This window comes from Corynebacterium sp. HMSC063A05 (assembly GCF_001809695.1).
In the GTDB taxonomy this organism is placed as follows: Bacteria; Actinomycetota; Actinomycetes; order Mycobacteriales; family Mycobacteriaceae; genus Corynebacterium; species Corynebacterium amycolatum.
Window position 1 is genome coordinate 307,835 of the sequence record NZ_KV798496.1, and the last position, 26,894, is coordinate 334,728.

Consider the following 26,894-nt stretch of genomic DNA (forward strand, 5'->3'; position numbering starts at 1 on the left):
TCCTAGACGTCGCCGTGCCGCTCTCGCCCGATGGCAAACCGATCCAGCGCTCCAGTTGCCGCCAGTGCCTTAGCCAGGAAGTAAGCCAGCAGACCGGCGAGGACGGCACCAGACAGCGCCGTGGAGATCAGGTAGATGATGTTGAATTCGAAAGTCTTGGCCAGGTTGCCGGTGAAAAACTCATAGGTCCACGCGCCGACACCTGCCATGAGACCGGAGATAACCACGGTGGCCAGGTTGTAGCTCTTATACGCCAGAATGAGGAACACCAGCTCCGCGCCGAGCCCCTGCGCCAAACCTGAGTACACGGTAGGGATACCCCACTGGTTACCGATTAGTGCTGAAACTGTCGCTGCGATTACCTCAACGAAGATAGCGGCACCCGGCTTGCGAATGATGTACGCGCCGAGTGGCCCACCGAGGAACCACATACCCGCGACCAAACCGCCAAGGCCAGGAGTAAGCGCGTTGACTGCTTCATAGCCCGCACCGCCGATGATGTTCCAGATAACAAAAATCAGGCCAACGGCCACGCCGATAACAGCTGCAATGATGATGTCAATATTGCGCCATGAGAAGTTAGCGCGTGCTGCACTCGCCGATTGCGTCATCTCACTTGCTCCCATTTTTTCTTTAACTCGAGCGATATTGCTCAAAAGATTTTGATGTATTCATTAGCGGCATATGGGGCCTGTGCCGACACGCCCTAAGCACTAACTTTTGCCTACCCTACCGCGCCCAGCAGATGGCCTAGATAACATAAGGAACCATGACTAAAGCCGAGCGGTCATCTACTGGAGATACCCCAACTGCCCAAACCCCTCATCCGCCGACAGTCGGCGATGAGAGGACAGCCGCGGATTCCGCAGTGAAAACTGCCGAGTTCCCTGGTGCTGACAACACCGCTGAGCAGGAAAGTTCTCGCCCATACTACATGCCCTCATTGACGTGGGGCGAGAGACTTGACCTGTCTGCGAAGCAGTGGTGGCCACTCATCGGAGTTGTTATTGCGATACAGCTTGTCGCTCGCATTCTGGTTCTGACTAGCCATGGTTTTTACTGGGATGACTTCATCATCGTTGGCCACCTTTACGACACCTCGCTGCTGAGCAAGGACTACCTGCTTCAGGACCACGACGGGCACCTTGCACCATTGGCCTTCCTGGTGCAAGGCCTCTATCACCTCATTGCGCCGTGGAACTGGTGGCTGCCGGCTATCACCATGGCCGTGATGTCGGTAGCGCTGACATACGCCACCACTAAGCTCTTTGAGCTTCTCACTGGCCGCACGCTGGTGTCGCTCTTCCTCATCACGGTCGTCGCCTGGACTCCGCTGATGCTTCCGGGAGACACCTGGTGGTCGGCTGCGGCCAATTCCCAGCCGTTCCACCTGGCATTCGTGGTTTTCATGATTGTCGCTATTCGCACCACTATGCGTCGTTCTTTCGGCCCCCGCCCGTGGGAAGCCGCTGGTCTGTTTGTACTGCTGGCAGTGGCGCTGGGATTCTTTGAGAAGTCCCTGGCTATCGCACCGATTTCGATGCTGGTTGTCATCACTTTGGCTTACATGGAGCGCAGCAATATCCTGCAGGTTCTCCGTCGCGGCCTAGTCATCTGGATCCCATCGATGCTGCTGACCGGCGCCTGGGCACTGTGGTACTACTTCGGCCCCGCCGAAACTACCGGCTTCATTTCTGACAAGCTACAGCCCGAACTGTTCTTCAACGGCCTCGGCCAGATTTTTGCCGGCATCATCGGCGGGCCAACAAGCTGGGAACGTTGGGCCCCGGGACAGCCGTTTGCCTCCGCTTCGTCTCAGCTGATTACTCTCGGCGGCATTATTCTGTTGATTCTGTCTGCCACCCTCATTGGCCGCGACTACCGTGGCTGGGCTCCGTGGACGCTATCGGTGGCGTACATGTTCACCACCTTGTTCGCCATCACCCTGTTCCGCTCGGGAGAGAACACCTCCGGCGTGCTGGCGCACACTTTGCACTACTACTCTGATGTCGCGCTCGTAATCGCTATCTGTGTCGCGATCTCCCTGGCGGGACTCCCGCCAAAGGACGAGGCGCCGGCTCTGCTACCGGCTCGTACGCACATTCTGATTTGGTCGCTGGGTGTCGCACTGGCTGTCACCTCCTCGATTTCCGTGGTTACCTACCGCAATGCCTGGTCTGATGACATCGCAATGGAGTGGATCGGCAACACCAAGGCGTCGCTGTCCGCGCTGCGTGAGGAGGCCGACGCCGCTGGCCCCGACAAGGCGATCGACTACAACCTCATTGACCAGCCCGTCCCCTTCGAGATTCTCGTGCCCGTCGCCGCTCCGATGAACATGTACTCGCGCGTTTTTGATGCGGTCGCCGATCGCCCACCATTTGAGCGCGTCACCGGTCACCCACGCATGTTCAATACCGACGGTTCGCTTATCGACGCCAAGGTCTCCGAGATCACCCGGGTCACCGATGGCCCTGTCGAGCAGTGTGGCCATCACATCACAGTTGGTGAGGACGGCACTGCGTCGGAGGACATCAAGCTTGAGAACATTATCAAGCTCGGTGACTGGGTGCTTGAGTTCCCGGCCACCGCCTCTGAGGACATGGATGTGCGCCTGTCGCTACCCAATCCTTTCGAGACTGAAGAGCAAACCCGCGCTGGTTCCACGGTCGTGAAGATGAACAACGATCTGCGGCCGCGCTATGCGTACCTCAACGGTGGCGGAAATACTCTCCGTGTCGATGTGGAAAAGGCGACTCCGGGGGCAACGCTATGCATCGGCGCGGGGGCGATTGGCCCCTTGGTTCCCGCAAGCCGTTAAGAATCCTCTAAGATATTGCTTTAAGATAATGTGAGAAAAGTTCATTAGCCCTTGTAGCTATTGTTTTTCCGACAGAGGAGCCACATCCATGCGTAACCGCATCGCCGGCGCTATCGCCGCATCCGCCATTGCCGCAGCAGCCCTGGTCGCTTGCTCTCCCCCGAACGAGGTTGACTCGGACGTAAAGGTCGGCGACCAGGCCAACCCGTCGGAGACCTTCGAGCAGAAGGCCACCACACCGGCACCCTCCGACGAGATGACTCCTGCTGAGACCGCAGAGATGTAACTGCAGATTCAATAATTGAAACTGCGAAAACCGAGGTAGTTAGCAAACAGAAACGCAGTCACTACCCCTTGTGCCCACTCATCGATGGGGCGCGAAAGAATTACCGCCCGGCCATGGTGTCCGGGCGGTTTTGGTTCTCTGGGGCAGCCTAGAGCCACGATGAGAGCCTAGGAAAACTCAAATTCCACGTGGACACCATCACGGATTACCGCGCTGGTTGCGCCATTTTCCAGGTTCAGCTCGACAATGAGCGAGGGCATCTCGCCGGAAACTCCAGCCTCACCCGAGGCCCCGGCAGCATCGTCCACGAGCGCCGCATCGGTCGCGGTCACGCGGTAGCGAAGGAAACCATTGCGCAATTCATCAGTCTCCACGCGAGCGGAGTGCAGCCATGGGAATCGGCGGCGCAACGCAACGAGCTGCTGATAGGAGCGGTAGAGAGCCTCGCCGAGCGTAGAGAGTTCCTCCGGACTATCCGGGAACACTGGACGGACCTGGTCGTCACCGCCGATGCGTTCCTCTTTGAGACCGGTATAGCCCTGTTCGTCACCGTAGTAGACCAGTGGCACACCGGCCACGGTAAACAGCACCGTTGCCGCCAGCACGGCCTTGTCGGCCCCTACCTGTGTCGCAATGCGTGAAACATCGTGGTTTCCCACAAACGTCACCGGCACAAAAGACTCCGCGAAGGTGTTATGGCGCTTCAGAGTCCAGTCCAACTCGAAGAAGTTTTCCTCCTTCAGCGCCGACCAGGTCGCTTTCCACAGCTCGTATTCCGTCACCGAGTCCATGCCGGACACCGACACAATCTCCGCATAGTCGCCGTGGATGACCTCCCCGTAGATAAAAGCGTGCGGGTGCTCAGCACGCACTCGCAGCAAAACCTTGTGCCAGAACTGTGGATCCACTGCGTAGGCCGCATCCAGGCGCCAGCCATCAATCCCCCGCGCCAGCCAGTAATTCATGACGTTCACGACAAAATCAACAGTCGCGTCACTGGTGTGATCGAATTCGACCAAACTCTCATGTCCCTCAAACACCGGCGCGGTCATGTCGCCATCTGAGTGCGTAAACGCAAAGAGCTGCGCTTCTTCAGAGTCAGGGTTTTCCTTCGCGGTCTTCAGCGCGGGCGCCTCTGACCCGATGTGGTTGAAGACGCCGTCGAAAAGCACTTTGATGCCGCGCTCATGGGCAGCTTCGATGACGGCCTTCATGTCCTCTTCGGTGCCTAGTCGCGAGTCAATGCGGTAGTAGTCCTCGGTATCGTAGCCGTGGCTGGTGGACTCGAAAACTGGTGCCAGTTGCAGGACGTTGAGTCCCAGTTCCTGGACGTAGGGCAGCCAGTCAATCAGTTTGCGAATTCGATTGACCGGCGCGGCGCCTCGATCCTTCTCACGGATGGGCGCTCCCACAAACCCCAGTGGATAGACGTGCCATCCAATCGCCCACTTCGTCCACTCAGGTGCGGCGGCAGCGAGCGTCTTATCAGGGGCGTTGGGGGTAGTGGACATTGTCCTATGCATCCTCTCTAGGTGCCTGAGGCTGATTGGAATTATCTGGTGCCGTCGCAGCCTCAGGGGTCGGTGAGGTCTCCCCCGCCGATTCGCTTGACGACGCCCGCGCCTGGCCCGCATGCGACTTCGGCGTGCCAAGGCCTGCATTCCGCGGCCGTGGAGGCACGGAACCTGCTGCGGGCATGGTCGGAGATGCGACAGGGCGCTCCGGCGGTTGGCTCTTCGACGGGTTCAGTGCATCCAGCGCGATTTGGATTTCCGTGCGCATGCCGCTGACCATGGCTCTCTCCACAATTTTAAACTTGGAGTTGTGAAGAAAGAAGGGATTACCCGCTTCCGGGCCACCTGTGCCGAGGAACATGTAACAGCCCGGCGCTTCACGGGAAAAATACGAGAAATCATCCGAAGGAGCCCACGGATCGGCAGCGAACACCTTGGACTTGCCAACCGCCTTCGTCGCCGCATGCCAAGCACGATTGACCGCAATGTCGGCGTTGACCACCATCGGGTACGGAATCTGCCAGTCGAAAGTCGCCTGTGCACCGTGAGCCTGGCAGACGCCGTTGACGACGGCCTCGATACGCTGGCAGACAATCTCCCAGTCGGCCTCATCCACCGAGCGGATGGACACTTCCAGGTTGGCCGTATCCGGAATCACGTTGCCGGCCTCACCTGAATGCAGTGAGCCGACATTGACAATGTTCATGTGCTTCGGATCCACATCGCGGGAGACAATCGTGTTCAGCATGAGAGTCACCTCGCTGGCGATGAGCACCGGGTCAATCGACAGCTGCGGGTTCGAGGAGTGTCCGCCACGGCCACGAATGGCGATGGACACGATGCCCGACATGGTTGTCACTCGCCCAGCGCAAATCCCAACATGCCCCACCGGATGCGGCGCGACGTGGAAGGCATAGACCTCATCTAAGTCATCGGCGGCACCCTTGTCGACCAGCTCACGAGCCCCGCCCGGCAGCATTTCTTCGGCGTGCTGGAAGATGCACAGCACCTTGCCGTGCAGCTGATCGCGCATTCCGGAAAGCACCTTCGCAGTGCCCAGCAGCATCGCCGTGTGAACATCATGACCACAGGCGTGCATCACACCCGGCGTGCGCGAGGCGTACGGCAGTCCCGTTTCCTCCTGAATCGGCAGCGCGTCAATATCCGCGCGGTAGCCGATCACACGGCCCGTGCTGGGGTCGCCTGCTGTGCCCTCGATGACGCCAATTACGGACGTCGGGGTCAACCGGTACGTCGGGATGTCCCACTGGTTGAGCAGATCCTCAATCATGTCCGAGGTCCGGTACTCCCGGAAGCTCAGCTCCGGATTCTGGTGCAGTTGGCGACGCCATGCCACCGCCTCTTCGATGGGTACTTCAAGGCGGTGCGACGGCAGGGTGTCGTTAGCATCAGTCATGGTTCATAGCATGACAGAAAATGGACTCCACGACGAGCAGCTACGGAAATTCCCTCACCCATTTTCGCTTCACGACGGCCACAGCGCCCCGACATCTCCCCTGCTAGAGGTGACTTAAGCGCTGCCAGCGAGCTGCTAGTTTCCGGCACCCCAAAAATCCACGGTGAGTTCGGCCAACCACCATGGATCAATCGTGCCGCACATCTCACGCGCCGAGTGCATGGAGACCATCGCAGCTCCGATATCAATGGTGTCAATACCCAGTCGCGTTGCGGTGATTGGGCCGATAGTGGAGCCGCATGGCTTATGGTTCGCAGAGACAAAATACTGCACCGGCACTTCCTGACCAATGCGCTTGGAGGTTTCCGCTGCAATTCGGACAACCTCGGCCTGACCAGCCGCCGTGGTGGCATAGCGCTGGTTAGCATTGATCTTCACCACTGGGCCAGCATTGAGTTCCGGCTGGTGCCCCGGCTCGTGTTCACCTGCATAGTTCGGGTGCACACCGTGTGCGCCGTCGGCAGAGAGACAGATGGAACCGCGGTAAAGCTGCTGGGTGCGTTCCAGGTCAGCGCCTGTGGCCGCTGCGATGCGGGACAGAACGTCGGCAAGCAGTGGCCCTGCAGCGCCCGTGGTGGAGGCGGACCCGACTTCCTCGTGGTCAAAAGCGACCATGACGGGGATAGTGGTTGACGTGCTCCAGTCTTGGCGGAGCAAGGCCTCGAAGGCGACCAGGGAGGAGTGAACACTGAGCAGATTGTCCAGCCGGCCTGAAGCCAGGAACTCATCGTGAGCACCGAAGGTGCGCGGCTGCTGAGTGTCGAAGGAAATGAGGTCCCAGGCGACGATGTCGTCGATAGACAGGCCCGCTGCATCGGCGATGACCTGGTGCACATCGGTGCCGAAGGTATCCATTCCGATAATCGGTGCAGTGTGATTCTGCTTGTGGAGCTTCAACCCCTCTTCGTTAACCGCACGATTGAGGTGGATAGCCAACTGCGGGATGCGCGCGACCGGGCCGGTGCGAGCAAGGTGCTCATTGCCATTTTTATCAATTACACGACCGGCGAACTCAATTTCGCGGTCGGTCCAGCTTCCCAACAGCGCGCCGCCATAGACTTCGACGGCGACCTGTGCATAGCCTGCGGCGGAGGTGCGCGCGTTGGGCTTCACACGAAAACCGGGCGAATCCGTGTGGGAACCCACAATACGGAAACCGGTCAAATCGGCAGCCGGTGTCTCCGAGACGATCCAAGCAACGGCGGCGCCATCGCGACGCAGGACGTAGGCACCGGGTTCGCTTGGCCACTGTTCGTGCTCGTCGACGACCGTGGCACCGGCTGCACTCAGACGGTCAACGACCTGTTGTGCCGCATGAAATGAGCTTGGCGACGCAGCCACAAAATCAATTAGATCCTCAACGTGACTGAGCGCTGCCGCCGGAACGCTGCGCGATGCCGCGTCCGAGGTATCCGCCGAATCCGGAGACTCAGGGGTGGGTGCCGAAGAAATAGCCATAGCCAAACTCCTACTTCAAAATTGATTCCGCATTTCATTGTATTGGAGCCCACAACTGACCGTGACCGAGTATTAAGCCGGTCCTCAGTGTGATGCAGCTTTCATGTTGGGAACGGTATCCGCTTAGTCACTTTTGCCCGTTTTAACTCGATATCGGGCATATTCAGACATATAGTGGCAACCGCATCAAAGAAAACCATTTGAATACAGAAACTCTCAAACCGGAGTCCCGACCGGATTCCGACCACAGAAAGGGTTTATACCGTGAGCCTTGAAAACCTGTTCCCCCGTTCTTTCACTACCAAGCGCGCCTTCTTCTCTCAGCCGCTGCGCGAGGCTCTTGCCCGCGACACCAGCAGTGACGCTAACGCAGTCCACTTCGGCCACCAAGTTAAGAGCACCCGGAACGAGATCTACAGCGACATGTCTCCCCGTGACATCGTCTCTATGCTGAGCCGCTAAATCTAGCGCTTCCTCAAGTCGAATAAGACCATTGGCTCTGGCTGAGGAAATTTCAACGTCTCCACAGCAGCTAATTCACTGCCAAAACCAGGTCCAACCTCGCCTGTATCACCATCGCCATACCGATGTACCGCAAACGCGTGGCAGCCACCAATAACTAGCATCAATGCCAGCGTCAAGAGCATCGCAGTAATCCCCGAATACATAAATCCGCCGGTATATGGCGTAGCAGCAATCGGGTTTGTCACAGGAAACGTCAGCAGGACCACTAGCAACGCAATACCGATATACGGCCACTGTCTGGTCAATCGGGTCCGCGCCATGGCGGCCAAACCGAACACAGATGTGACCAGCATCAACATGTAGTGGGTCCAAAGAATCGATGAGAATGTGGCTGCAATAAGCCAAGCGCCCGTAATCAGAAATTCAAACCGGTAGACCGGGTTCAACCACGCAACTGCCGTGACCATCAACACCACGCCAAGCGCAATACACAGTGGAATCGTTTTCACGTGACTCGGGTAATCACGAACCACTGTTACTAATAAATCAGGTTTGCCCAGGTCTGTGGCTAAAGTCGACGCCAACGACTGATTCGCACCGCCGACCAAGACCGATGAACCAATGTCGCCGATTCGATCAATCCAATCCGAAATCACCGACATATCAACGCGGATAAACATCCAGACCGCCAGTACCGCCGTGGTGGCCAGCGACCAGAGGGCTGCGCGCCGTCGATAAGCGAAAAAGAGCATCACAGCGATGAGCGCATACGGAGTCAATTTAATGGATGCGACGATGCCGAGCAGGATGCCCGCGAGCCAATGACGAGTGCGCGAGGCAGCAAGACCATAGGCGACGCCCGCGACAATCAGCGGTGTCGTCTGACCGATCCAGAACGAATTAAGAGTGGTCGGCAGAGCGAATACGCATGCGGTAACCAGCGCTGCGATACCCCAGGGCATGGTGGACCGAAACCACAGGTGGTAGGAGGCTGCGACGAGGACCACGACGGCCATTCCAGAGAGAAAGAGCAACCAAGCAACCGAGGTTTCAAAGCTCATGACGTGGGATATCGCTCCCAGAGCCTTTGCGAACAAAGGGTTTTGCACAAAGGGATGCGTAAATGGCGCAGACACTTCCTGCGCCAGGCGTGGCCAGACCTCTCCACTCATGGCGGTGAAATCGATTGGATCGGCGTCATAGAGATGGGACTCAAGTCCCCTGTCCATAAGTAGCCCGCCTACCCAGAGCGAAGCCCAATCGTCCGGCTGAGTACGACCATTCCAGGCCAACAGCGAGGCAAGACCACCGAGCAGCGAGACCAGAATAAGAGGCCAGCTCATCACAGGCGATTGCGCCAGCGCGGGGGCCTGACTGGGTTTGCGAGCCCACATTTTTCGCAAGACCTGTGACCGAGACTTCGCAACAGCACGTTGCGACTCCGCAGCCTGTGACGATGCTCCATCCTGTGACACAGGTCCTTCTGCCCGACTATGCCGTCCCACGTTCCTCCTCATCGCTGGTAAGCGCCTCTATCTAATGTAGTGATTCCAATACGGCAGTGGTTACAACCCGCAAGAACCCACAAGGTATGACGGCTTACTTTGAACAAAGTGCCAGGAGGACGACAGTTGGCGGCCGTGATGGCCGGAGGACTATCGAATCTGTGAAATAGTGCCGATAGTCGTGATCAGCTGATCTCCATCGCTGTTGACCACAGCGGCTATGGGCATGCGCTCCATCTCATCCGGGCCGACGTCGTAGCCCTGCGAGACCTCTGCGGTAATAATCTTTCCGGTCGGGCCTTCCTCAATGCGTGGATTACGGACGACCACATGAACCAGACTGAACTTCGCGGTGATGTGAACTTCTCCGCGGTAGCTCTCCCCTTCGGCATCGCTGTTGTCATTGTCGCGGGTAAATGAGACAACACCGGCCTCAGGCTCTAGGGCACCATTCTTGGCAGTGACCCCACCGCCCAGTGCGCCGAATACCTTCTCCAGCGCAGACACAGAAATGACTAAATCCTCGCTGGAGGGAGCCGGGGCATTCTTGCCCGGAGCATCGGAATAATTCAACGGGATGTAGATTTCCTCGGCCTCATTAATGGAGCCTGCCGCCGGGTAGACGTAAATACCCCAGTTATCACCGGCAGGAGTCTCCGGCGGGTCAACAACAATGCGGGCCTCAAAACTGCCGTCATCCGCCATCGGGGTAGCCTGACGAGCGATAGAACGTCGCATGTCGACACCCTGGTTCGGTATTGCCTCGAGAGTTCCAGCCGGAGTGACCCAAGCAATGTTGTCGTGCGGATGTTTCCGCGACGAGGACGGAGCACCTTCACTTGGCTTCCAGGAGTCTGGGAACGCACTGTAGAGAACGTAAACACCATTGGGCACACCCGGAGGAATTGGAAGCGGGTAACCACCACGGTTGGCCGACGGATTGAAACCACTACCGCGAACGATAAGAACATCGCCGCGATGAACCGTGGCACCTTCAGCTGGTGTGCCGTCCTCAAAAGTGACAGTAACTTCCGGGGATTCAACATACTGCGGATTCTGCGGCTGAAAGTTCTCCGCTGGATTAATCACATTGGGAAAGTTGTCTGGCACGATTGGCTTCGCAGTTTCAGCCATTGCTGGGGATACAAACGCCGAAAGGACCATGGCACCGGACAGCGAAACCGCAGTAACACCTCTGCGCGCACTCTGCCTCACCGGTCGACGCTTGCCTTCTCCAACGGGCGATGATTCGGAGCCGGACGAAAGGCGAGTTTCGTGAGCATCCGCAAGATGGCGGTGGGAATGATCGAAAATCAGGAACTTCAGACTGTGCATACAAGCAATGTACACCTGTATATTAGGCTCACCTAACCTATTTATTAAGGCGCGCCTTATCCACCCCCGTTTGAGTCCCAACGCTGAGATTGGAAGAAATGGCTGAGAGCAAAAGAAAACCGCGGCCAAGCCCAATAGAGCTCGACCGCGGCTTGCTTCAGCAGCTTTGACGCAACCAATTACTCCGCGGTAATCGGCAGGTAGACGCGACCGCCCTGATCAGTGAACTCCTGGGACTTCTCAGCCATGCCGGCCTCGATAGCTTCAACGGAGTCCAGGCCGTGTTCCTTCGCGTAGTCCTGCACATCCTTGGAAATACGCATGGAGCAGAACTTCGGACCACACATGGAACAGAAATGCGCGGTCTTTGCCGGCTCTGCGGGCAGGGTCTCATCGTGGTAATCCAGCGCAGTGTCCGGATCCAGAGCCAGTGCAAACTGGTCATGCCAACGGAACTCGAAACGGGCCTTCGACAGCGCGTCGTCACGCTCCTGAGCGCGCGGCAGCCCCTTTGCCAGGTCAGCGGCGTGCGCGGAAATCTTGTAAGTAATCACGCCGACCTTGACGTCGTCGCGGTTCGGCAGACCCAGGTGCTCCTTCGGCGTGACGTAGCAGAGCATGGCGGTACCAGCCTGCGCAATGATTGCCGCGCCGATAGCCGACGTGATGTGGTCATAGCCCGGCGCGATGTCGGTTGCCAGCGGGCCGAGGGTGTAGAACGGAGCTTCCTCACACCACTCCTCTTCCCACTTCACGTTGTCAGCGATCTTGTGCATCGGAACGTGGCCTGGGCCTTCGATCATGACCTGGCAGCCGCGGGACTTAGCGATCTTGGTCAGCTCGCCGAGGGTCCGCAGCTCAGCCAGCTGGGCCTCATCGTTAGCGTCGGCAATGGAGCCCGGACGTAGGCCGTCACCGAGGGAGAACGTGACATCGTACTGTGCCAGAATGTCGCACAGCTCAGCGAAGCGCGTATAGAGGAAGCTCTCCTGGTGATGCGCGAGGCACCATGCGGCCATAATCGAACCACCGCGGGAGACAATGCCGGTAACGCGGTTGGCGGCCAGTGGCACGTAGCGCAGCAGCACACCCGCGTGAACGGTCATGTAGTCCACGCCCTGTTCACACTGCTCAATGATGGTTTCGCGGTAGATTTCCCAGGTCAGCTTGGCCGGGTCACCCTTAACCTTCTCCAGCGCCTGGTAAATCGGCACCGTACCAACCGGCACCGGGGAGTTACGCAGAATCCACTCGCGGGTTTCGTGAATGTCCTTACCGGTGGACAGGTCCATGATGGTGTCCGCGCCCCAACGGGTCGCCCACACCATCTTCTCCACCTCTTCGGAGATGGACGAAGTCACAGCCGAGTTACCAATGTTGGCGTTGATTTTGGTGGCAAAGCGCTTGCCAATAATCATCGGCTCGGTCTCCGGGTGCTTGTGGTTGGCCGGAATCACGGCACGTCCTGCAGCAACCTCTTCGCGAACAACTTCCGGATCCACATTTTCACGAGCGGCAATGAACGCCATCTCCGGGGTGACAATTCCCGCACGAGCCCATGCCAGCTGCGTCTTGACCTTCGGGGCCTCCTCAGAGCCTGCAACCGCCGGCACCGCCGGAGCCTTCGGCCACGAGTCACGAGTCTTAGCCAACCCCTCCTTCAGGTTCAGTTCCGGGTTTTCCTCGGTGTAAATACCCGAGGTGTCATATGCATCGAAGTGAGTGCCGTCCGTCAGATTGATTCGACGGACTGGAACGCGCAGGTTCGCCTCACCGAAATCGTTGCTGAACGCAACCTCGTCGTAACGCTTGTTGCTGCGGTAAATCGGGCCAGTTGTAACCTCGCCCTCTTTCGGCGGAGCGGATACAGATACACGTGCGGCCATGAAGCAACACATCCCTTTCCTACGCTGGTATTACCCAGATTCAGGTTCGTCCGGTCGACGCTCGATCCCTAGCGTCCTCTCAGTGCCGGAATTTCGGTTGGCACTCCCGTGGTTTTGTAATGCGCCTCATAGTCTAACCAATCGTTCGGATTACTTCGGTCATTACACCCTCGATTACCGCCAACGCTTGACGACGGTACGGAGAACGCACTTCAAAGGCGCAGGTGGTGGCTGTGCAGCGCCGCTGTTTTTCGCGGCGACCGCGTTGTCCACACCCCTAAAAAGTTATCCACAGCTGCTCTATTTTTCGGCTTCTCAACAAGCGCACTTGTGATTGCAGTGTTATATCTTTCTCACACAAATTCTTTGGGGAGGGAAAATTGAAAAAGGCGACTACTGCCGCCCTACTGTCAGCACTTCTATGGGGAATAACTGGGACTAGTTGCGCATCGACGACGACATCCGGCGAGGACGTTCAGCCTGCCGGCGACAATGCGACAACCATCACTACTGACTCGGGCGTGACATTACCTGCGGGTGTGCTTCCACCCAACAATCCGCCGGAACCCGGTGATGCTCCACTTGGCCCCGATGGGCACTACAACTACGACGCACCTGAATTCGTACTGACCAATCCGTGTGATGACCCGGAGATTATGGGGCGTTTAGACAGGCTGGGGTTCCGGGAGCAGACGTACATGGAGGGCCGAATCGAAGGAAATAAACAGATTGGCTGCGTTATTGAATCCGATGCTTCCGGCCTGCTGAGCATCTGGCATGCTGCGGTCGCTCACTCACAACTCGAACGCTACAGTGCCGAGCCTTTGGCTCATCACGAAGGGATTTTCAATTGGGTGACATTCACTCAAACAGAACCTCTAGGAAGTTCCGCCTGCATTGCTTCTGTCGAAACAGAACAAGGGGCTCTCGGATTCGTTATCGACACAACCGGACAAGATAGCCCTGACCCACAGCACCGACTATGCGCTCCCGTAAATGAGCTGTTAATTGATTACTTGGGGGAAGAATCATGATGCATGCCGTAATTCCAACAATCGACTCTGCAATCCAGAAGTTCAGTATTACGAATGTTCTAGCAAGCGGTTCCAGGTTTATGCAGCCAAACTTGGCCGGCTACTCACAGGTTCCGTCACTCCAGCTGGTAGCGACAGAACACAGTCTCGCAATTTCCGGCAGTTCAGGAAGCTCTGCCGCCGTCGGCTTGTCTCTGGGCAAACAGCTCACGTGGGCGCAAACGAATCTCGCTGATTTCCGTCGCGTAATCACTGAACACGAATCCACCATGAATCGGATTCTTCGAAGCATTAACCCATTCAATGGTGACGGCGCTTCCCTTGCCGAAGTAGCGCGCACAAGCGGTGTATTTCAGCGTCGGCCGATGTTTGAAGCTGGAAGTCTCACTTTCGCGCCAGTCACTCTTTCCGCGGAACTTGGTCTCGATGCGAAGTCCCTACTATCCATGTTTTCCTCAACAAACGACGGTGCCGTAGCCGAGGCAATCGCCTACTGGAATAACTTCGCCGACACTATGACCACGTTGGCCAGCAATCTAACCTCCATCTCATCCGGCTTGGTGTCGAGCAACAGCGGTGCTGTCTTCTCTGCTGCGGACTCAACAATGAAAGGTCTGGCCGCACGCGCTACCAGCATCGCCACCGCATCTGAGGTCATGGCCGGGCACCTTGCCGTATTGCCATCTGTGAAGGCGATGGCCGTCAATGCACTATCAGCGATCGAAGCCGAGTCCAAAGTACTCCCAAACCCTGGCGCGCAAAAGGCTTTTGAACAGGCCGAGGTAGCAGCCTTTCTCTCTGGTCCGTATACCGCACAGCTACAGACCGCTATTCCCCGAATTCCTAACCTGGTTTCTGCCGATGCGGGAAGTGGTGTGACCGCCGAGGTGTCCGTTGGAGCCACAGTCGCCGGGCGTTCTGGAACTAGCCAGTTCAGCCTTTCGCCTGCGGGGATGGCTGGAAGCATGCAGGCCGCCAGCGCACCAGTTGGTGCCACCTCAACTGTTCCGGATTCTCCGACACCGCAATCCACAACCGCGAGCCCTTCCGCTCCTTCGCACTTGCAACCGAGCACTTCGACTTTGTCGAGCCCCACAAATCCGTCTGCGACCCCTGTGCACCCAGCATCACCTAGCAGCCCAACGAGCTCCACAATCTCGCCAACATCCCCGACCAGCACATCAGCCATGGCTCAACCGAATGCGGTGAATCCAGCCATGGTCGCTCCTTCGGGAGCGAGCGCCCCACTTCAACGCACATCACCGCAAGGAGTCTCGCCTTACGGAGTTCACGGCAACCGACCGGCTGGCTCCCTCGGCGCAGGACGCACTGCGGGGCTCACACCAGCGAGCAATATCCCGGCACTGCCGTCTTCTGGAAACGCAAGCCCCCGTCCACCGGCCTCGGGACTTTCATCTTTGAGTCCCGGTCGTATGCCAGCGCCAACAGTGGGGCGCGGGATGGGAACCGGCTTGGGTCCCGGGGTTGCTGGTTCTGCCTTACCAAACGCCTCGAATAGCTCTGGACAGCGCGGAAGTGGATTGATGAATTCCCTAATCAGCGCGCGCAACAGTACTGCTACCGGAGCTACGGGTGCTGCTGGCGGAACCGCGGGCGCCGCTGCTGGAAACCGTGGCGCAGGGGCTTTCGCGGCCACCACTGCGGGCAGCCGTGGCGGACTGCTCCAAAAGGGTTCCGCACCGTCGGCACGCAAACTGACAAACGTGGCCACGATCAGGGATAACGATGCCGGCGCTTTCGAGCAGAACGAATACCAGAAGGAACTTTTCGGGGATGCGCCAATCACTATCCCGGCGGTGATTGGCCACAATGTCCGAGCGTAAAGTCAGCGCGTTCAAGCTGATCTTTACCCGCTCCGACGCCACGGGGGGATCGAACGGCGTCCGTGAATTCGCACCTCAACAACGCCTGCAACTTAGACACTTTTTCACCGGCTCCTTGGGCGGGATCGGCTTACTTTTCTTGAAGTTTTAGGTCTAAATCAGCACCCTTTAGAGGTTGTAACTAAACCGAACGTTCGTTACAGTTACTGGAATGACAAGTACTGACCACGCCGCTTCCACGAGGGCTAATCCGCCCACTTCAGTCACCCACAGGTGGATCTTCCTCGCTATCATCAGCGCCGGCCTACTACTCATCGGCATAGATAACTCGGTGCTCTACACTGCTCTGCCGGTTCTGCGCGAGCAGCTCCACACAACCGAGTTAGAGGGCCTGTGGATCATCAACGCCTACCCACTGGTGATCTCCGCACTCCTCCTCGGCACAGGCACCCTGGGCGACCGCATCGGTCACCGCAAGATGTTTCTTGTGGGCCTGACAATTTTTGGCTTCTCTTCCCTGGCCGCGGCCTTTGCGCCGCACGCCTGGGCGCTGGTCATCGCCCGCGGCTGTCTAGGACTGGGCGCCGCGACCATGATGCCGGCGACCCTCGCACTGCTACGTGAGACCTTCCACCACCCTCGTGAACTTGCCACAGCTATTGGCATTTGGTCTGCCACGGCAACACTGGGTGCCGCCGCTGGCCCCGTCGTTGGCGGTTTCTTATTGGAGCACTTCTGGTGGGGCTCAATCTTCCTTATCAATATCCCTGTAGTAGTTTTCGCAATCATTGGCACGCTGATTTTTGCTCCGCCGAATCAGCCCAACCCAGCCAAGCGCTGGGATTTTCTCACCAGCCTCTACGCGATGCTGGCCATGCTGGGCCTGGTCTCGCTCATTAAGGAACTCGCTGGTCATCACTCCTCCACCGTCATCGTCGCGGCTATCGCCTGCGGGCTAGTGGGCGCGGTACTGTTTCAGCGTCGTCAGGCACGTCTCACTGAACCCCTCATCGACTTCTCCGTCTTCCGTTCGCGGATGTTTTCCGGTGGCGTGCTGGCAGCCGCGCTTGCCATGTTTGTCCTGGCAGGCGCCGAATTGATGACGACGCAGCGCTTCCAGATTTCCGTCGGATACACACCACTCGATGCGGGCTTGCTAGTTGCCACCGCGGCACTGGCGTCCTTGCCAGTTGGTGTCATCGGCGGCATGGTGCTGCATCGAGTGGGTTTCCGCACACTCATCACCGGCGGATTCCTCCTCAACGCCATCGGCCTGGCAGGCATGTACTACGGTGTTTCCTCGGGCAATTTCCCGCTCATGATCGCAGGACTGATACTGCTCGGCGCGGGCGCAGGTTCTGTGATGTCGGTGTCGTCGACCGCGATTATCGGCTCAGCCCCAAGGTCAAAGGCCGGCATGGCGGCGGCGATGGAATCCGTGTCCTACGAATTTGGCACACTGATCACCGTCGCAATCACAGGCAGCCTCCTACCCATGTTCTACGCCTTGTTCACGCCTGTCGACGCCAGCATCTCACTCACCGATGCACTTCACACGCCAGCGCTTAACGACGGCGCCCGCGCCGGCCTCGACAGTTCCTACCTGGCCATTTTGATTATGCTGGCTGTCGTTGCTGTCATTGCAGCGATTGCGACTGCGGTGGCATTCCGCGGCAACCCGAAGGAGACTGAATATGCGCACGAGTAAGCGCACTGCCATTCTCGACACAATCGTTGAGATTATCGAGACAAACGGCTTTTCCGAGGTCACCTACGAAAATGTCGCAACTCAATGCGGAATGAGTAAATCAGGGTTGATTTACCACTTCCCCTCCCGCGAAGACATGATTCGCAGCGTCCATGAGCACATGGCGCAGTTATGGGAAGAGGAGCTTATCGAAGCCGCGGGTGGGCCTGCGGAGGAGGTATCCCCCGCCAACCGCCTACGCGCAAACCTCCAGGTCTCGCTGGAGACGGCAACAAGGGCCGAGCTACTCATGTCCATCGACTCTGCCGCCGAACCGGAGCTGCGCGAGATCTGGACGCGCCTTTTGCGCCGGTGGAATCCGCCGGTAGAACAGATTGCCACCGATGAGGAAGCCTGCATGGCCTACGTTGTCCAAATGATTTCCGATGGACTCTGGGCCAACGACTATCTCAACGGCAATCAGCTCACGAAAGCACAGCGTAAGGCAATCGCCGAGGCCGCGGCAAAGCTGATTCCAGAGTCGATGGAGTAGCCAGCTCTAAACGCCCTTGCGCTGAACGTCCTTGAGCTCGGAGTCAGTAGCCAGGCCGTAGTTAGCACCCTCATAGACGGCCTTTGCTCGACTCGTTCCGCCGAGCACATACTCACTAAAGGACAGCACCAGCGAGCCAAGCACATTCTTAGACGGATCATCCAGGTAGGTGCCGTGGTAGGAACCGGTGACTACCGCTTCCCAGGCGGGCCCTTCAGCATCGCGGTAACCACGTCGATCCGCATCAAAAGGAACGATGTCCTCGTGCTCCGCAATGGCCACCAGGCTTGGAATCTCCGGCGGTGTGGAGATTAGTCCAGCGTCGGAAGGCCCTGGGGTGATGGCGACCAGACCGCGGGTGACCATATCGATACCCGCAGCCTGGAAGGCTTTATCCATCCTGTTGTTCAGGAAGATTGCGGAGCCACCACCCGCAGAGTGCCCGACCAGCATCGTGCGGGAGAAATCGATCTTGCCTGCAAGTGGTGTGGACTCGTCCTCATTGGCTGCTGCGGCAACCGAAGCTGCCAGCACCATCTGTGGCGCGAACCAGTTGGTGAAGTTGTAGCCAAGAGCCACGACGTATCCGTGGCTTGCATAGAGTCGCGCTTGCGCGTCGTACATACCCGGCTCAGTACCAATGCCAGGACTCAGAACCATCAGTGGCGCAGACTCCATCGAGTCAATATCCGCCGGATAGATAAGCTGTGCGCCAACTGGGGAGGCGTTGGCCGATTCTGGCAGTACGTCATAGCAGCCGGTGGTGCCGTGGAGACCGTGGAGGTCCCGCAGCACGCGGTTATAGATGGTGTAGACGACACCATCACATGGCATTGCTTCGCGGGTTGCGGCAACTGGATGGGAGCCCATCGCTCCGAACTCCTTGCGCAGCTGCCCCGCCTCTGGGGCGAACGGCTCGGTGATATGGCCACTTTCGCCACCGGAGATGATGCGGTTCACGCCACCCATGACATCCACCAGACCACCGCCAATTTTGTCCACGGTTTCCGAGTTCTGGTAGTCAATAGTGCTTTCGCGTGCAGTGATGTCCGGTAGCTGACCAATGCGCGGTGCCGCTTGCGCTGGCACCTGTCCGCTGAGAACTACACCAGCTACGAGCGAGAGAGCAACCACCTTCGAGAACGTACGCCCCTGCCCTCGGCGGGATGCCAACACGGTCTTTCCGGCGGCACTTAGTGAACCAATCATCGTTTTCCTTAACTCTTGCCAAAAACCTTGGAATACAAATCTACCTAATGCGTAAAGAAGTACGTAAAGACAGAATCATCCTCCCCCATACTTCACCCCTCAAACAATCATTCAGGGCGCTACAAATGTTCACTCTCGCTCAAAATTAACACCCTCACCCCCATTTCCTACCCCCTTTGCAAGAGTGTGCAAATTCAGAAAACCCACCTCACCACCGTTACCCACATATTTTTATTACCTTTTTCCACAAACGCCTCCGCTGCCTCCCCACCAGCGCATACCTTATTGACACCAAGGAGAAAGCGGCCACGCCCACACTCACTGTTAACCGACAACCGAGTGCGCATGGCCCTTAATAAAACCCCCGAACAGAAAAGAACTCCCACAATGAGAATCGGCATCCCTTTAGAACCCGATCCCCAGCAAACAATTGTGGCTGCGACCCCGGAAACCGTCGGCAAACTCGTCAAGCTTGGCTACGAGGTCGCCGTGCAGGCTGACGCCGGCCTGGCTGCAAAGTTCACCAACGCGGACTACGAATCCGCCGGTGCCACCATTGTCGACGAGTCTGTCTGGCACAGCGATATCGTCGTAACGCTCGACACTCCGCCGGAGCAGTTCCGTGCACTGCTTAACGACGGTGCCATGCTGATTAGCCGACTTGCACCAGGCCGTAACGAAGAGCTGGTCGAAGAGCTCGCGCACTGCAACATCACTGCCCTTGCTATGGATGCAGTTCCCCGCATTTCCCGGGCACAGTCGATGGACGTGCTGTCGTCGATGGCCAACATCGGCGGCTACCGCGCAGTAGTCGAAGCGGCTTCTGCATATGGTCGCCTTTTCACTGGTCAGGTGACTGCCGCAGGCAAGATGCCACCAGCTACCGTTTACGTCATCGGCGCTGGTGTCGGCGGACTTGCCGCAATCGGTACCGCCAACTCTATGGGCGCGATTGTCAAGGCAACAGACCTGCGCCCTGAAGCCGGTGAACAGGTCGAATCGATGGGTGCAGAGTTCATCCCGATTCCGGCTGCCACTGAGAAGTCCGAAGATGGCTATGCCAAGGAAATGACCAATGATCAGGCTGCCGCTGCCGCGAAGCTCTACTCCGAGCAGTCCGCGCAAGCTGACATTGTCATCACCACCGCGAATATCCCGGGCCGCCGCTCTCCGCTGCTGCTGACTGCTGCCGATGTTGCAGCTATGAAGCCAGGCAGCGTCATCGTCGACATGGCTGCCGCCGGTGGCGGTAACTGCGAGGTGACCGTTCCAGGCAAGACTATTGTCACTGACAACGGGGTGACCATCATCGGTTACACCGACCTTGCAGGACGTCTGCCCGCACAGGCATCGTCGCTGTACGGCCAGAACATTTTCAACCTGTTCAAGCTGATTACGCCAGAAAAGGATGGCTCTCCAGTTCTCAATCTCGAGGACGAGATTATCCGTGGCATCACGGTGACAAAGGCTCGCCCACAGAATGGTGCCGGCGCTACCGGAGCTGAGATTCTCTGGCCACCACCGCCAATCAAGGTCGCTGTCACCCCTGCTGCCCCGCTGCAGGAACAGCAGGCTCAGCAGGCTGCATTAGAAGAGAATGCGCCGGAGAAGGTTTCTTTCATGGGATCGGGCCTGGGCTCGAAGATTGCTCTGGGTCTGACGGCACTGCTGGCAATTGTGGTTATGCTCAGCGCGCCGCACAGCGTGAGCGCCAACTTCATGGTTCTCACCTTGGCTATCGTGCTTGGCTTCTACGTGATCTCCGCGGTTACGCCACGCCTGCACACACCGCTGATGTCTGAGACCAACGCGATTTCCGGCATTGTTCTGGTGGGTGCGATTCTCCAGGTGGGAAGCTCCAACCTGCTGGTTTCCGGTCTCGCGTTCGCGGCCATCGTGGTCAGCTCCATCAATATCTTCGGCGGTTTCGCCGTCACCGACCGCATGCTTGGCATGTTCGTGAAAGAGGAGGCATAAAGTCTAATGGCTAGCATTGATACTGCTTCGCTTCTGGACTGGACCTACCGCCTGTCCAACGTCGGCTACATTGTCGCCGCTGTCCTGTTCCTCTCTGCCCTCTCGGGCCTGTCTAAGCCGGAGACCGCTCGCCGCGGAAACGCCTTCGGTATTGCCGGCATGGCTGTCGCCGTTGTCATTGCCATCTTTCAGGCACTCGTCACCGCTGACACCAAGCCGGATACTCACTTCTCCCCGCTGATTACCCTGATTCTCATCGCTGTCGCTATCGGCATCGGTGGTGTCATCGGTATCACCCGCGCACGCAGCGTTGCCATGACTGGTATGCCGCAGCTGATTGCACTGTTCAACGGTCTGGTTGGACTCGGCGCTATCTTCATCGGCTTCAACTCGTACATCTTCGCCGAAGATGTTGACACCGATGCCCTGAAGTTCCACTTCGGCGAGGTCTACATTGGCGTCTTCATCGGCGCTGTGACCTTCACTGGTTCCATCGTCGCTGGCCTGAAGCTGTCTGAGAAGATCAAGGGCTCGCCGCTGCTACTGCCGGGCCGCAATGCTCTGAACATTGCCATTCTGGTGGTCACTCTGGTTCTCCTGGCTGTCTTCATCGCAACCGGCACCGAGGGCGGCGCCATCGCATGGGCATGCATGGTTGCTGTGACTGCTTTGGGCCTGTTTTTGGGCTGGCACTTGGTCATCGCCATCGGTGGCGGCGACATGCCGGTTGTCGTGTCCATCATGAACTCGTACTCCGGTTGGGCCGCTGCTTTCACCGGCCTCATGCTTGGCAACCCGCTGCTCATCATCACCGGTGCGCTGGTTGGTTCCTCCGGCGCCTACCTGTCGTACATCATGTGTGAGGCCATGAACCGCTCCTTTGCAAACGTTATTCTGGGTGGCTTTGGCTCCGAGGCTTCGTCGGCAAGCGCTGTGGAAGGCTCCCACACTGAGGTCAACCACGAGGACACTGCAGAAATCCTGCGCAACGCGGACAAGATTCTCATTGCTCCGGGCTACGGTATGGCTGTGGCACAGGCTCAGTACGCCGTCGCCGATCTGGTACGCAATTTGCGTGCCGACGGTAAGGAAGTGGTCTTCGGTATCCACCCAGTCGCTGGCCGCCTGCCGGGTCACATGAACGTGCTGTTGGCAGAGGCCAAGGTTCCCTACGACATCGTGCTGGAGCTGGACGAGGTCAACGATGACTTCGCTGATGTGGATGTCACCCTGGTCATCGGTGCAAATGACACCGTCAACCCGATGGCAGAGCAGCCGGGCTCCCCGATTGCGGGTATGCCGGTGCTGAAGGTGTGGGAATCTGAGCGCGTGATTGTTCTCAAGCGGTCGATGGGTTCGGGCTACTCGGGCGTGCAGAACCCGCTGTTCTTCAACGAAAACACCGACATGCTTATCGGCGATGCGAAGGCGAGCATCGACTCCCTGAATCGCATCCTGGCGGATTCGAAGGTCACCGCTTAAACCCGAAGTAAGCAACGCCGTACAAACCGGAGCCTAGGCGATTAGTTCCTAGGCTTCGCCACGGGCTGCATCACGAACCATGGTGATGTGCTCAATGCCGGCTTCCATGAAGGTCTCCCCGACCTCATGGAAGCCGGCTTTTGCGTACACAGCCTTCGCCTGCGTCTGGGCATGAAGAATCAGCCCCGTATCCGGGTGGTCAGCGATGACCTGCTGCAGCAGTTTCGAGGACAACCCCCTACCCCGGCTCGCAGCATCGACGACAACTCGGCCGATGGTGCGCGGGTAGCTCGACGAGTACTCATCGAGCGTGTCAATTACACGCAAGTACGCGATAATCTTGCGGGAGTCGTTGTCGTCGCGGATGAAATAGTGCTCTGCGGTATCTTCCAGGTCGCGCCAATCCATTTCCGGCTCCTCACAGGACTGCTCAAGATAGAACACGTCGGTACGCAGCGCCGAGATGGCATACGCATCGGTCGCACTGAGGTCGGAAAAAGAAGCTCTCTCAATCATGGTGGCTGATTTTACTGCGAAGTGCTGTGCGACTCTGACAGCTGGCAGACTTTGTGGCGCACCATCGCGCAGGATGACGCCGCAGACCTATGCCGCCCGCACCCGGCGGAATTTTACCTTCGCGCCGGGCACCAATTGCCCAGCTCTCGACAATGACGGCTCCGTCAGCACACCAATGACCGGATATCCACCCGTCGCCGGATGATCAGGACCGAAAATAATCGGCTGCCCCGATGCGGGCACTTGTATCGCACCGGGAACCATTCCCTCGCTGGCCAACTCATGGGTGACCTGGCGCTCAAGAGTAGTCCCACTCAGCCGAAGTCCGACGCGGTTGGCCTCTTGCGTCACGGTCCATGTCTCGTGAAAGAAATCACTGACACTTTCCGACGTAAACCAGTCCGCCCGAGGCCCAGGAACAACATCAAGACGGGCAGCCTCGCTCGACCAATGAGGAGCGGGATAAATTGCGATTGACGAACCCGTCGAATACTCCGGGTCGCCGACTGGCAAGACCTGACCAGCCTGCAAAGGCGCTGGACCGAGCTTGCCAAGCGTATCGTATGACCGCGACCCCAACACTTCCGCGACATCGATGCCCCCTCGAATCGCGACGTATCCACGAAGACCCGCATCGAAGGTACCAAGCCTCACAATCGCCTTCGCCCCGACCACAATTCGGCTATTCATCGAGGTTTTGATGACCTTGCCATCCTGCTCGACGGTCACCTCACCGTGGGCTCCTGCAAAGGAGATAATTGCCCCCTCCGCTACTTGGAACTCCAACCCGCCGACGACGCATTCGAGCACAGCGAGGTTTTCTTCGTTGACAACCATCCGGTTAGCAGCTGCCGCGGACTCGCGGTCGAACGCACCGGAGGTACTCACCCCCAAGCTCCCTTGCCCAGCACGGCCCCAATCCTGAATAGTCGTCAAAATACCGGGTCGAATAATCTCGATAGAATTCTTCATCTCTTCCGCACCCTTTTTCTACGCCGCACTCGCCGTAGAAGTCGCCTCAAATTGAACCTCAGCCCCGGGCTCAAGCAGCGCCGGATTGAGCCGATTTAAGTCCCACATCTCCACATCTGTATGCCCCAAGAGTTGCCAGCCACCGGGCGAATCGATGGGATACACACCTGCGAATTGGCCTGCAAGTCCGACAGAGCCCTTGGGAACTCGGGTGCGCGGCGTCGCAAGGCGGGGAATATCAAGCGGCTCTGGCCATCCCTGACCGCTCCCCCGCACCATGTAATAAAAGCCCGGCGCAAATCCACCGAACGCGGCCGTCCAAGGGCGCTCGCAGTGCCAATCAATTAACGCTTGGGGGCTCATCCCAAGGCTTTGTGCCAAGGATTCAAGGTCCGCGCCGTCATAGTGAACGGGAATCGTCACTGTCTTTCGCTTGTCGACGGTGTGCCTCTGCGTATTGTTGCCCTGCAGCGCGGTTTCGACTGCGCTGAGGTATCGACGAGCCGGCCCGCGAAAGCGAAGTAGGAGCGTTTGGGCTGCGGGTACCCTGTCAACGAGTCCCTCGATCTCAGCCGCCGCAGAGTGTGCACGAAGTACCTTCGCCAACGGATTGGCCGATGATGAATAGTCGATAAGCAGCGCATTTGTTCCCATAGGGCGAATCTCGGCCATGGCGGTGCTGATCCTTTCTTTCTTGCGAGGTTGAAAAACTGCGGTCGATAAGACCGGTGTACGAGTCCGCGCTATACGTGGGCAGCGACGGTAACTCCCGCGTCGACGAGACCTTGGCGAATCCTACGGGACAGTTCGACCGCGCCAGGGGTGTCTCCGTGCAAACAAATAGAGTTAGCCTGCACGGTCAACAGTGAACCGTCGTAAGCGGCGATTGGTTCCCCACTGGCCATTGCAATGACACGTTTGACGGCGGCATCGGGGTCTGCAATGACCGAGCCCGCGAGCGCTCGGGAAACTAGCGTTCCGTCGGAGTTGTATGCGCGGTCAGCAAAAGCTTCCCGAATCACAGGGAGGTCCGCATCGAGGCTGAGCCGTTCGATGACCGACCCCGGCTGCGCCATAATGGCAAGCCCATCTCCGCAGGTGGAGCGAGCGAGCAGGAGCGCCTCCACCACTGCAGTGGCCTGATTTTCGTCCACTGCGATGCGGTTATAGAGGGCACCGTGGGGTTTGACGTAGGAAACTTCGGTACCCACCGCCCGTGCACATGCCGATAGGGCACCAATCTGGTATACAGTTTCGGCTCGCAATTCTCGATGTGAGTAGTCCATGCGACGTCGTCCGAATCCGGCGAGATCGCGGTAGGCGACGTGTGCGCCGATGCGAATTCCGCGCGCGGCAGCTGCCTCACAGGTCTCCATCATGACGCTAGCGTCACCCGCGTGATACCCGCAAGCAACATTCGCACTGGTCACAATGTCCAGTAGAGCGATGTCATCCCCCATCTTCCATGAGCCGAAAGCTTCCCCGAGATCAGAGTTGAGATCGATAATGGCGCCCATAAACGTCGCCGCCCCTTCCAGGTAGTAATGCTGGTCTTTGTACCGTTGATATGTTGGTCCTCATCTGAGCTGTACGAAAAACCGGCCGATTAGCCGAGCATTTCAAACACGCCGCCGAACGAGCGCCACGCCAAGAACCAAGCGACTGCGACACCCACGATTCCGATAGCCGCTAACCACTTCGGGTACTTGTAGCCATTCATGAGGTCCGCACGGAACAGCGCGATGTAAATCAGCACAGTAACGCCAATTGGTAGAACCAAACCGTTGAAGGCTCCGGCGAAAACCAACAGCGTCGCTGGAGCCGTACCGATGACACCGAAGAGCAGCGTGGAAATTGCAATTAGGACAATGGTGATCGTGTTTTGAGTCTTGGCACCAGCACCCGCGGAACGAGTCAGAAACGTTGCCGAGGTGTAGCTGGCACCCACAATCGACGAGATTCCCGCAGCCCACAGGACAACGCCAAAGAATCGCATACCCCAATCGCCTGCCGCAGCTTGGAATGCCTCTGCAGCGGGGTTTCCATCCGTATTGAGGACCACGCCACCCGCGACCACTCCCAAGACAGCTAGGAAAAGTAGGAAACGCATGATAGCCGTGACAATGATGCTCGTAACAGATGAGCGAGTGGTCTGCGCGAGGTGCTCCACACCGCCGGCGCCAGCGTCAAGCATGCGGTGAGCGCCGGCGTATGTAATGTAACCGCCAACAGTGCCACCGACCAGCGTGATGATTGCCAGCAAGTCAATCGTGTCGGGCATGACCGTGTTCTTCAGTGCTTCTCCTACTGGTGGGTTAGAACTGAACGCCACAATTGCAGTGACCAGAATCATCACTACACCAAGCACGACGAGTGCCTTGTCCAGCGCCATACCCGCCCGTCGGGAGAGAAAGAAGCCAATGGCGAGGATTGCAGTAACAATGCCGCCAATCTTTGCGTCCACGCCCAACATCGCGTTCGCGCCAAGTCCAGCACCGCCGACGTTGCCAATATTGAAGACCACACCACCGATGACAATGAGAATTGACATAAGCCAGCCCAACCCCGGAAGCACGGCGTTGCCGAGCTCCTGCGCGCGGCGTCCAGAGACAGCGATTACTCGCCACACGTTGAGCTGAATCGCGATATCAAGAAGCACCGAGATCAAAATGGCAAAGGCGAAAGCTGCGCCAAGCTTGGCCGTAAAGGTTGCGGTCTGGGTGAGGAAGCCCGGCCCGATAGCACTGGTCGCCATCAGGAATACAGCGCCGAGGAGTGCCGTTCGACGCGCCTTGTGGGCAGATGTTGAAGCGTCCATAGCGTAAGGCCTTTCCCTACAAGCCAGACGACTCCCACGTTGAAGGATTCCTACG

Annotated in this window: 23 protein-coding genes and 1 riboswitch; of the genes, 9 read left to right on the forward strand and 14 right to left on the reverse strand. The window is 58.0% G+C overall.

The window, feature by feature from the left end; genetic code table 11:
• Positions 1-2: 2 nt before the first annotated feature.
• A complete protein-coding gene (locus HMPREF2651_RS03075; RefSeq protein ID WP_049180869.1) occupies positions 3-611 on the reverse strand; it encodes an ECF transporter S component in 609 nt (202 codons plus the stop codon).
• Positions 612-769: 158 nt separating this feature from the next.
• Here HMPREF2651_RS03075 and HMPREF2651_RS03080 point away from each other — a divergent pair, with 158 nt between their 5' ends.
• The gene (locus tag HMPREF2651_RS03080) at positions 770-2,821 is read left to right on the forward strand and encodes a DUF2339 domain-containing protein (protein WP_049180838.1); all 2,052 of its coding nucleotides are present in this window, start codon (positions 770-772) and stop codon (positions 2,819-2,821) included.
• Between the two features lie 88 nt (positions 2,822-2,909).
• Complete coding sequence (locus HMPREF2651_RS03085; RefSeq protein ID WP_038628285.1) at positions 2,910-3,107, forward strand: hypothetical protein; 198 nt, start codon at positions 2,910-2,912, stop codon at positions 3,105-3,107.
• 167 nt (positions 3,108-3,274) lie between these two features.
• On the opposite strand, the gene HMPREF2651_RS03090 is transcribed toward HMPREF2651_RS03085, so the two are convergent.
• The 3 genes from HMPREF2651_RS03090 to HMPREF2651_RS03100 all read right to left on the reverse strand — a co-directional run bounded on the left by HMPREF2651_RS03090 (position 3,275) and on the right by HMPREF2651_RS03100 (position 7,556).
• Positions 3,275-4,618 (reverse strand): alpha-amylase family protein, encoded by a 1,344-nt coding sequence (locus tag HMPREF2651_RS03090; RefSeq protein ID WP_049180839.1) that lies wholly within the window; start codon positions 4,616-4,618, stop codon positions 3,275-3,277.
• Between the two features lie 4 nt (positions 4,619-4,622).
• Positions 4,623-6,038: a M20 metallopeptidase family protein gene (locus HMPREF2651_RS03095; RefSeq protein WP_049180840.1), complete on the reverse strand. Its 1,416-nt coding sequence runs from the start codon at positions 6,036-6,038 to the stop codon at positions 4,623-4,625.
• A 135-nt stretch (positions 6,039-6,173) separates the two neighbouring features.
• A complete protein-coding gene (locus HMPREF2651_RS03100; protein ID WP_049180841.1) occupies positions 6,174-7,556 on the reverse strand; it encodes a M18 family aminopeptidase in 1,383 nt (460 codons plus the stop codon).
• Positions 7,557-7,820: 264 nt separating this feature from the next.
• Here HMPREF2651_RS03100 and HMPREF2651_RS03105 point away from each other — a divergent pair, with 264 nt between their 5' ends.
• A complete protein-coding gene (locus HMPREF2651_RS03105) occupies positions 7,821-8,018 on the forward strand; it encodes a hypothetical protein (RefSeq protein WP_049180842.1) in 198 nt (65 codons plus the stop codon).
• Positions 8,019-8,020: 2 nt separating this feature from the next.
• Here HMPREF2651_RS03105 and HMPREF2651_RS03110 read toward each other — a convergent pair whose 3' ends face one another.
• The 3 genes from HMPREF2651_RS03110 to thiC form a co-directional block, all read right to left on the reverse strand.
• Positions 8,021-9,364, reverse strand: a complete 1,344-nt coding sequence (locus tag HMPREF2651_RS03110; protein ID WP_239663039.1) for a glycosyltransferase family 87 protein — start codon at positions 9,362-9,364, stop codon at positions 8,021-8,023.
• A 312-nt stretch (positions 9,365-9,676) separates the two neighbouring features.
• On the reverse strand, positions 9,677-10,660 hold the full coding sequence (locus HMPREF2651_RS03115) for an HtaA protein (protein WP_239663040.1): 984 nt from the start codon (positions 10,658-10,660) through the stop codon (positions 9,677-9,679).
• A gap of 380 nt (positions 10,661-11,040) precedes the next feature.
• A complete protein-coding gene (gene thiC, locus HMPREF2651_RS03120) occupies positions 11,041-12,747 on the reverse strand; it encodes a phosphomethylpyrimidine synthase ThiC (RefSeq protein WP_070585970.1) in 1,707 nt (568 codons plus the stop codon).
• Positions 12,746-12,867, reverse strand: a riboswitch (TPP riboswitch). (Overlaps the previous gene by 2 nt.)
• A gap of 260 nt (positions 12,868-13,127) precedes the next feature.
• On the opposite strand from thiC, the gene HMPREF2651_RS10755 reads away from it, so the two are divergent.
• Positions 13,128-13,781: a hypothetical protein gene (locus tag HMPREF2651_RS10755; RefSeq protein WP_049180844.1), complete on the forward strand. Its 654-nt coding sequence runs from the start codon at positions 13,128-13,130 to the stop codon at positions 13,779-13,781.
• Between the two features lie 490 nt (positions 13,782-14,271).
• Here the strand turns inward: HMPREF2651_RS10755 and HMPREF2651_RS11070 are convergent, their stop codons facing one another.
• A complete protein-coding gene (locus HMPREF2651_RS11070; RefSeq protein WP_224433626.1) occupies positions 14,272-14,439 on the reverse strand; it encodes a hypothetical protein in 168 nt (55 codons plus the stop codon).
• Between the two features lie 886 nt (positions 14,440-15,325).
• Here HMPREF2651_RS11070 and HMPREF2651_RS11075 point away from each other — a divergent pair.
• The 3 genes from HMPREF2651_RS11075 to HMPREF2651_RS03140 all read left to right on the forward strand — a co-directional run bounded on the left by HMPREF2651_RS11075 (position 15,326) and on the right by HMPREF2651_RS03140 (position 17,865).
• On the forward strand, positions 15,326-15,625 hold the full coding sequence (locus HMPREF2651_RS11075; RefSeq protein ID WP_246817328.1) for a hypothetical protein: 300 nt from the start codon (positions 15,326-15,328) through the stop codon (positions 15,623-15,625).
• A 211-nt stretch (positions 15,626-15,836) separates the two neighbouring features.
• Positions 15,837-17,333 (forward strand): MFS transporter, encoded by a 1,497-nt coding sequence (locus HMPREF2651_RS03135; RefSeq protein WP_038628262.1) that lies wholly within the window; start codon positions 15,837-15,839, stop codon positions 17,331-17,333.
• Positions 17,320-17,865 (forward strand): TetR/AcrR family transcriptional regulator, encoded by a 546-nt coding sequence (locus tag HMPREF2651_RS03140; RefSeq protein ID WP_038628259.1) that lies wholly within the window; start codon positions 17,320-17,322, stop codon positions 17,863-17,865. Before HMPREF2651_RS03135 ends, HMPREF2651_RS03140 begins: the two co-directional genes overlap by 14 nt.
• Before the next feature lie 6 nt (positions 17,866-17,871).
• On the opposite strand, the gene HMPREF2651_RS03145 is transcribed toward HMPREF2651_RS03140, so the two are convergent.
• The gene (locus HMPREF2651_RS03145) at positions 17,872-19,074 is read right to left on the reverse strand and encodes an alpha/beta hydrolase (protein WP_049180846.1); all 1,203 of its coding nucleotides are present in this window, start codon (positions 19,072-19,074) and stop codon (positions 17,872-17,874) included.
• Positions 19,075-19,461: 387 nt separating this feature from the next.
• On the opposite strand from HMPREF2651_RS03145, the gene HMPREF2651_RS03150 reads away from it, so the two are divergent.
• Together HMPREF2651_RS03150 and HMPREF2651_RS03155 are read left to right on the forward strand one after the other, a co-directional pair.
• Positions 19,462-21,051: a Re/Si-specific NAD(P)(+) transhydrogenase subunit alpha gene (locus HMPREF2651_RS03150; RefSeq protein ID WP_038628253.1), complete on the forward strand. Its 1,590-nt coding sequence runs from the start codon at positions 19,462-19,464 to the stop codon at positions 21,049-21,051.
• A gap of 6 nt (positions 21,052-21,057) precedes the next feature.
• A complete protein-coding gene (locus tag HMPREF2651_RS03155) occupies positions 21,058-22,533 on the forward strand; it encodes an NAD(P)(+) transhydrogenase (Re/Si-specific) subunit beta (RefSeq protein ID WP_038628251.1) in 1,476 nt (491 codons plus the stop codon).
• Between the two features lie 48 nt (positions 22,534-22,581).
• Here HMPREF2651_RS03155 and HMPREF2651_RS03160 read toward each other — a convergent pair whose 3' ends face one another.
• From HMPREF2651_RS03160 to HMPREF2651_RS03180, 5 genes are all read right to left on the reverse strand, one after another.
• Positions 22,582-23,049, reverse strand: a complete 468-nt coding sequence (locus tag HMPREF2651_RS03160) for a GNAT family N-acetyltransferase (protein ID WP_038628248.1) — start codon at positions 23,047-23,049, stop codon at positions 22,582-22,584.
• A gap of 87 nt (positions 23,050-23,136) precedes the next feature.
• Complete coding sequence (locus HMPREF2651_RS03165) at positions 23,137-24,021, reverse strand: 5-oxoprolinase subunit C family protein (protein ID WP_038628245.1); 885 nt, start codon at positions 24,019-24,021, stop codon at positions 23,137-23,139.
• 18 nt (positions 24,022-24,039) lie between these two features.
• Complete coding sequence (locus HMPREF2651_RS03170) at positions 24,040-24,693, reverse strand: 5-oxoprolinase subunit B family protein (protein ID WP_038628241.1); 654 nt, start codon at positions 24,691-24,693, stop codon at positions 24,040-24,042.
• A gap of 71 nt (positions 24,694-24,764) precedes the next feature.
• Positions 24,765-25,538, reverse strand: a complete 774-nt coding sequence (locus HMPREF2651_RS03175) for a LamB/YcsF family protein (protein ID WP_038628238.1) — start codon at positions 25,536-25,538, stop codon at positions 24,765-24,767.
• An 89-nt stretch (positions 25,539-25,627) separates the two neighbouring features.
• Positions 25,628-26,839: an NRAMP family divalent metal transporter gene (locus tag HMPREF2651_RS03180; RefSeq protein WP_049180847.1), complete on the reverse strand. Its 1,212-nt coding sequence runs from the start codon at positions 26,837-26,839 to the stop codon at positions 25,628-25,630.
• Positions 26,840-26,894 lie beyond the last annotated feature (55 nt).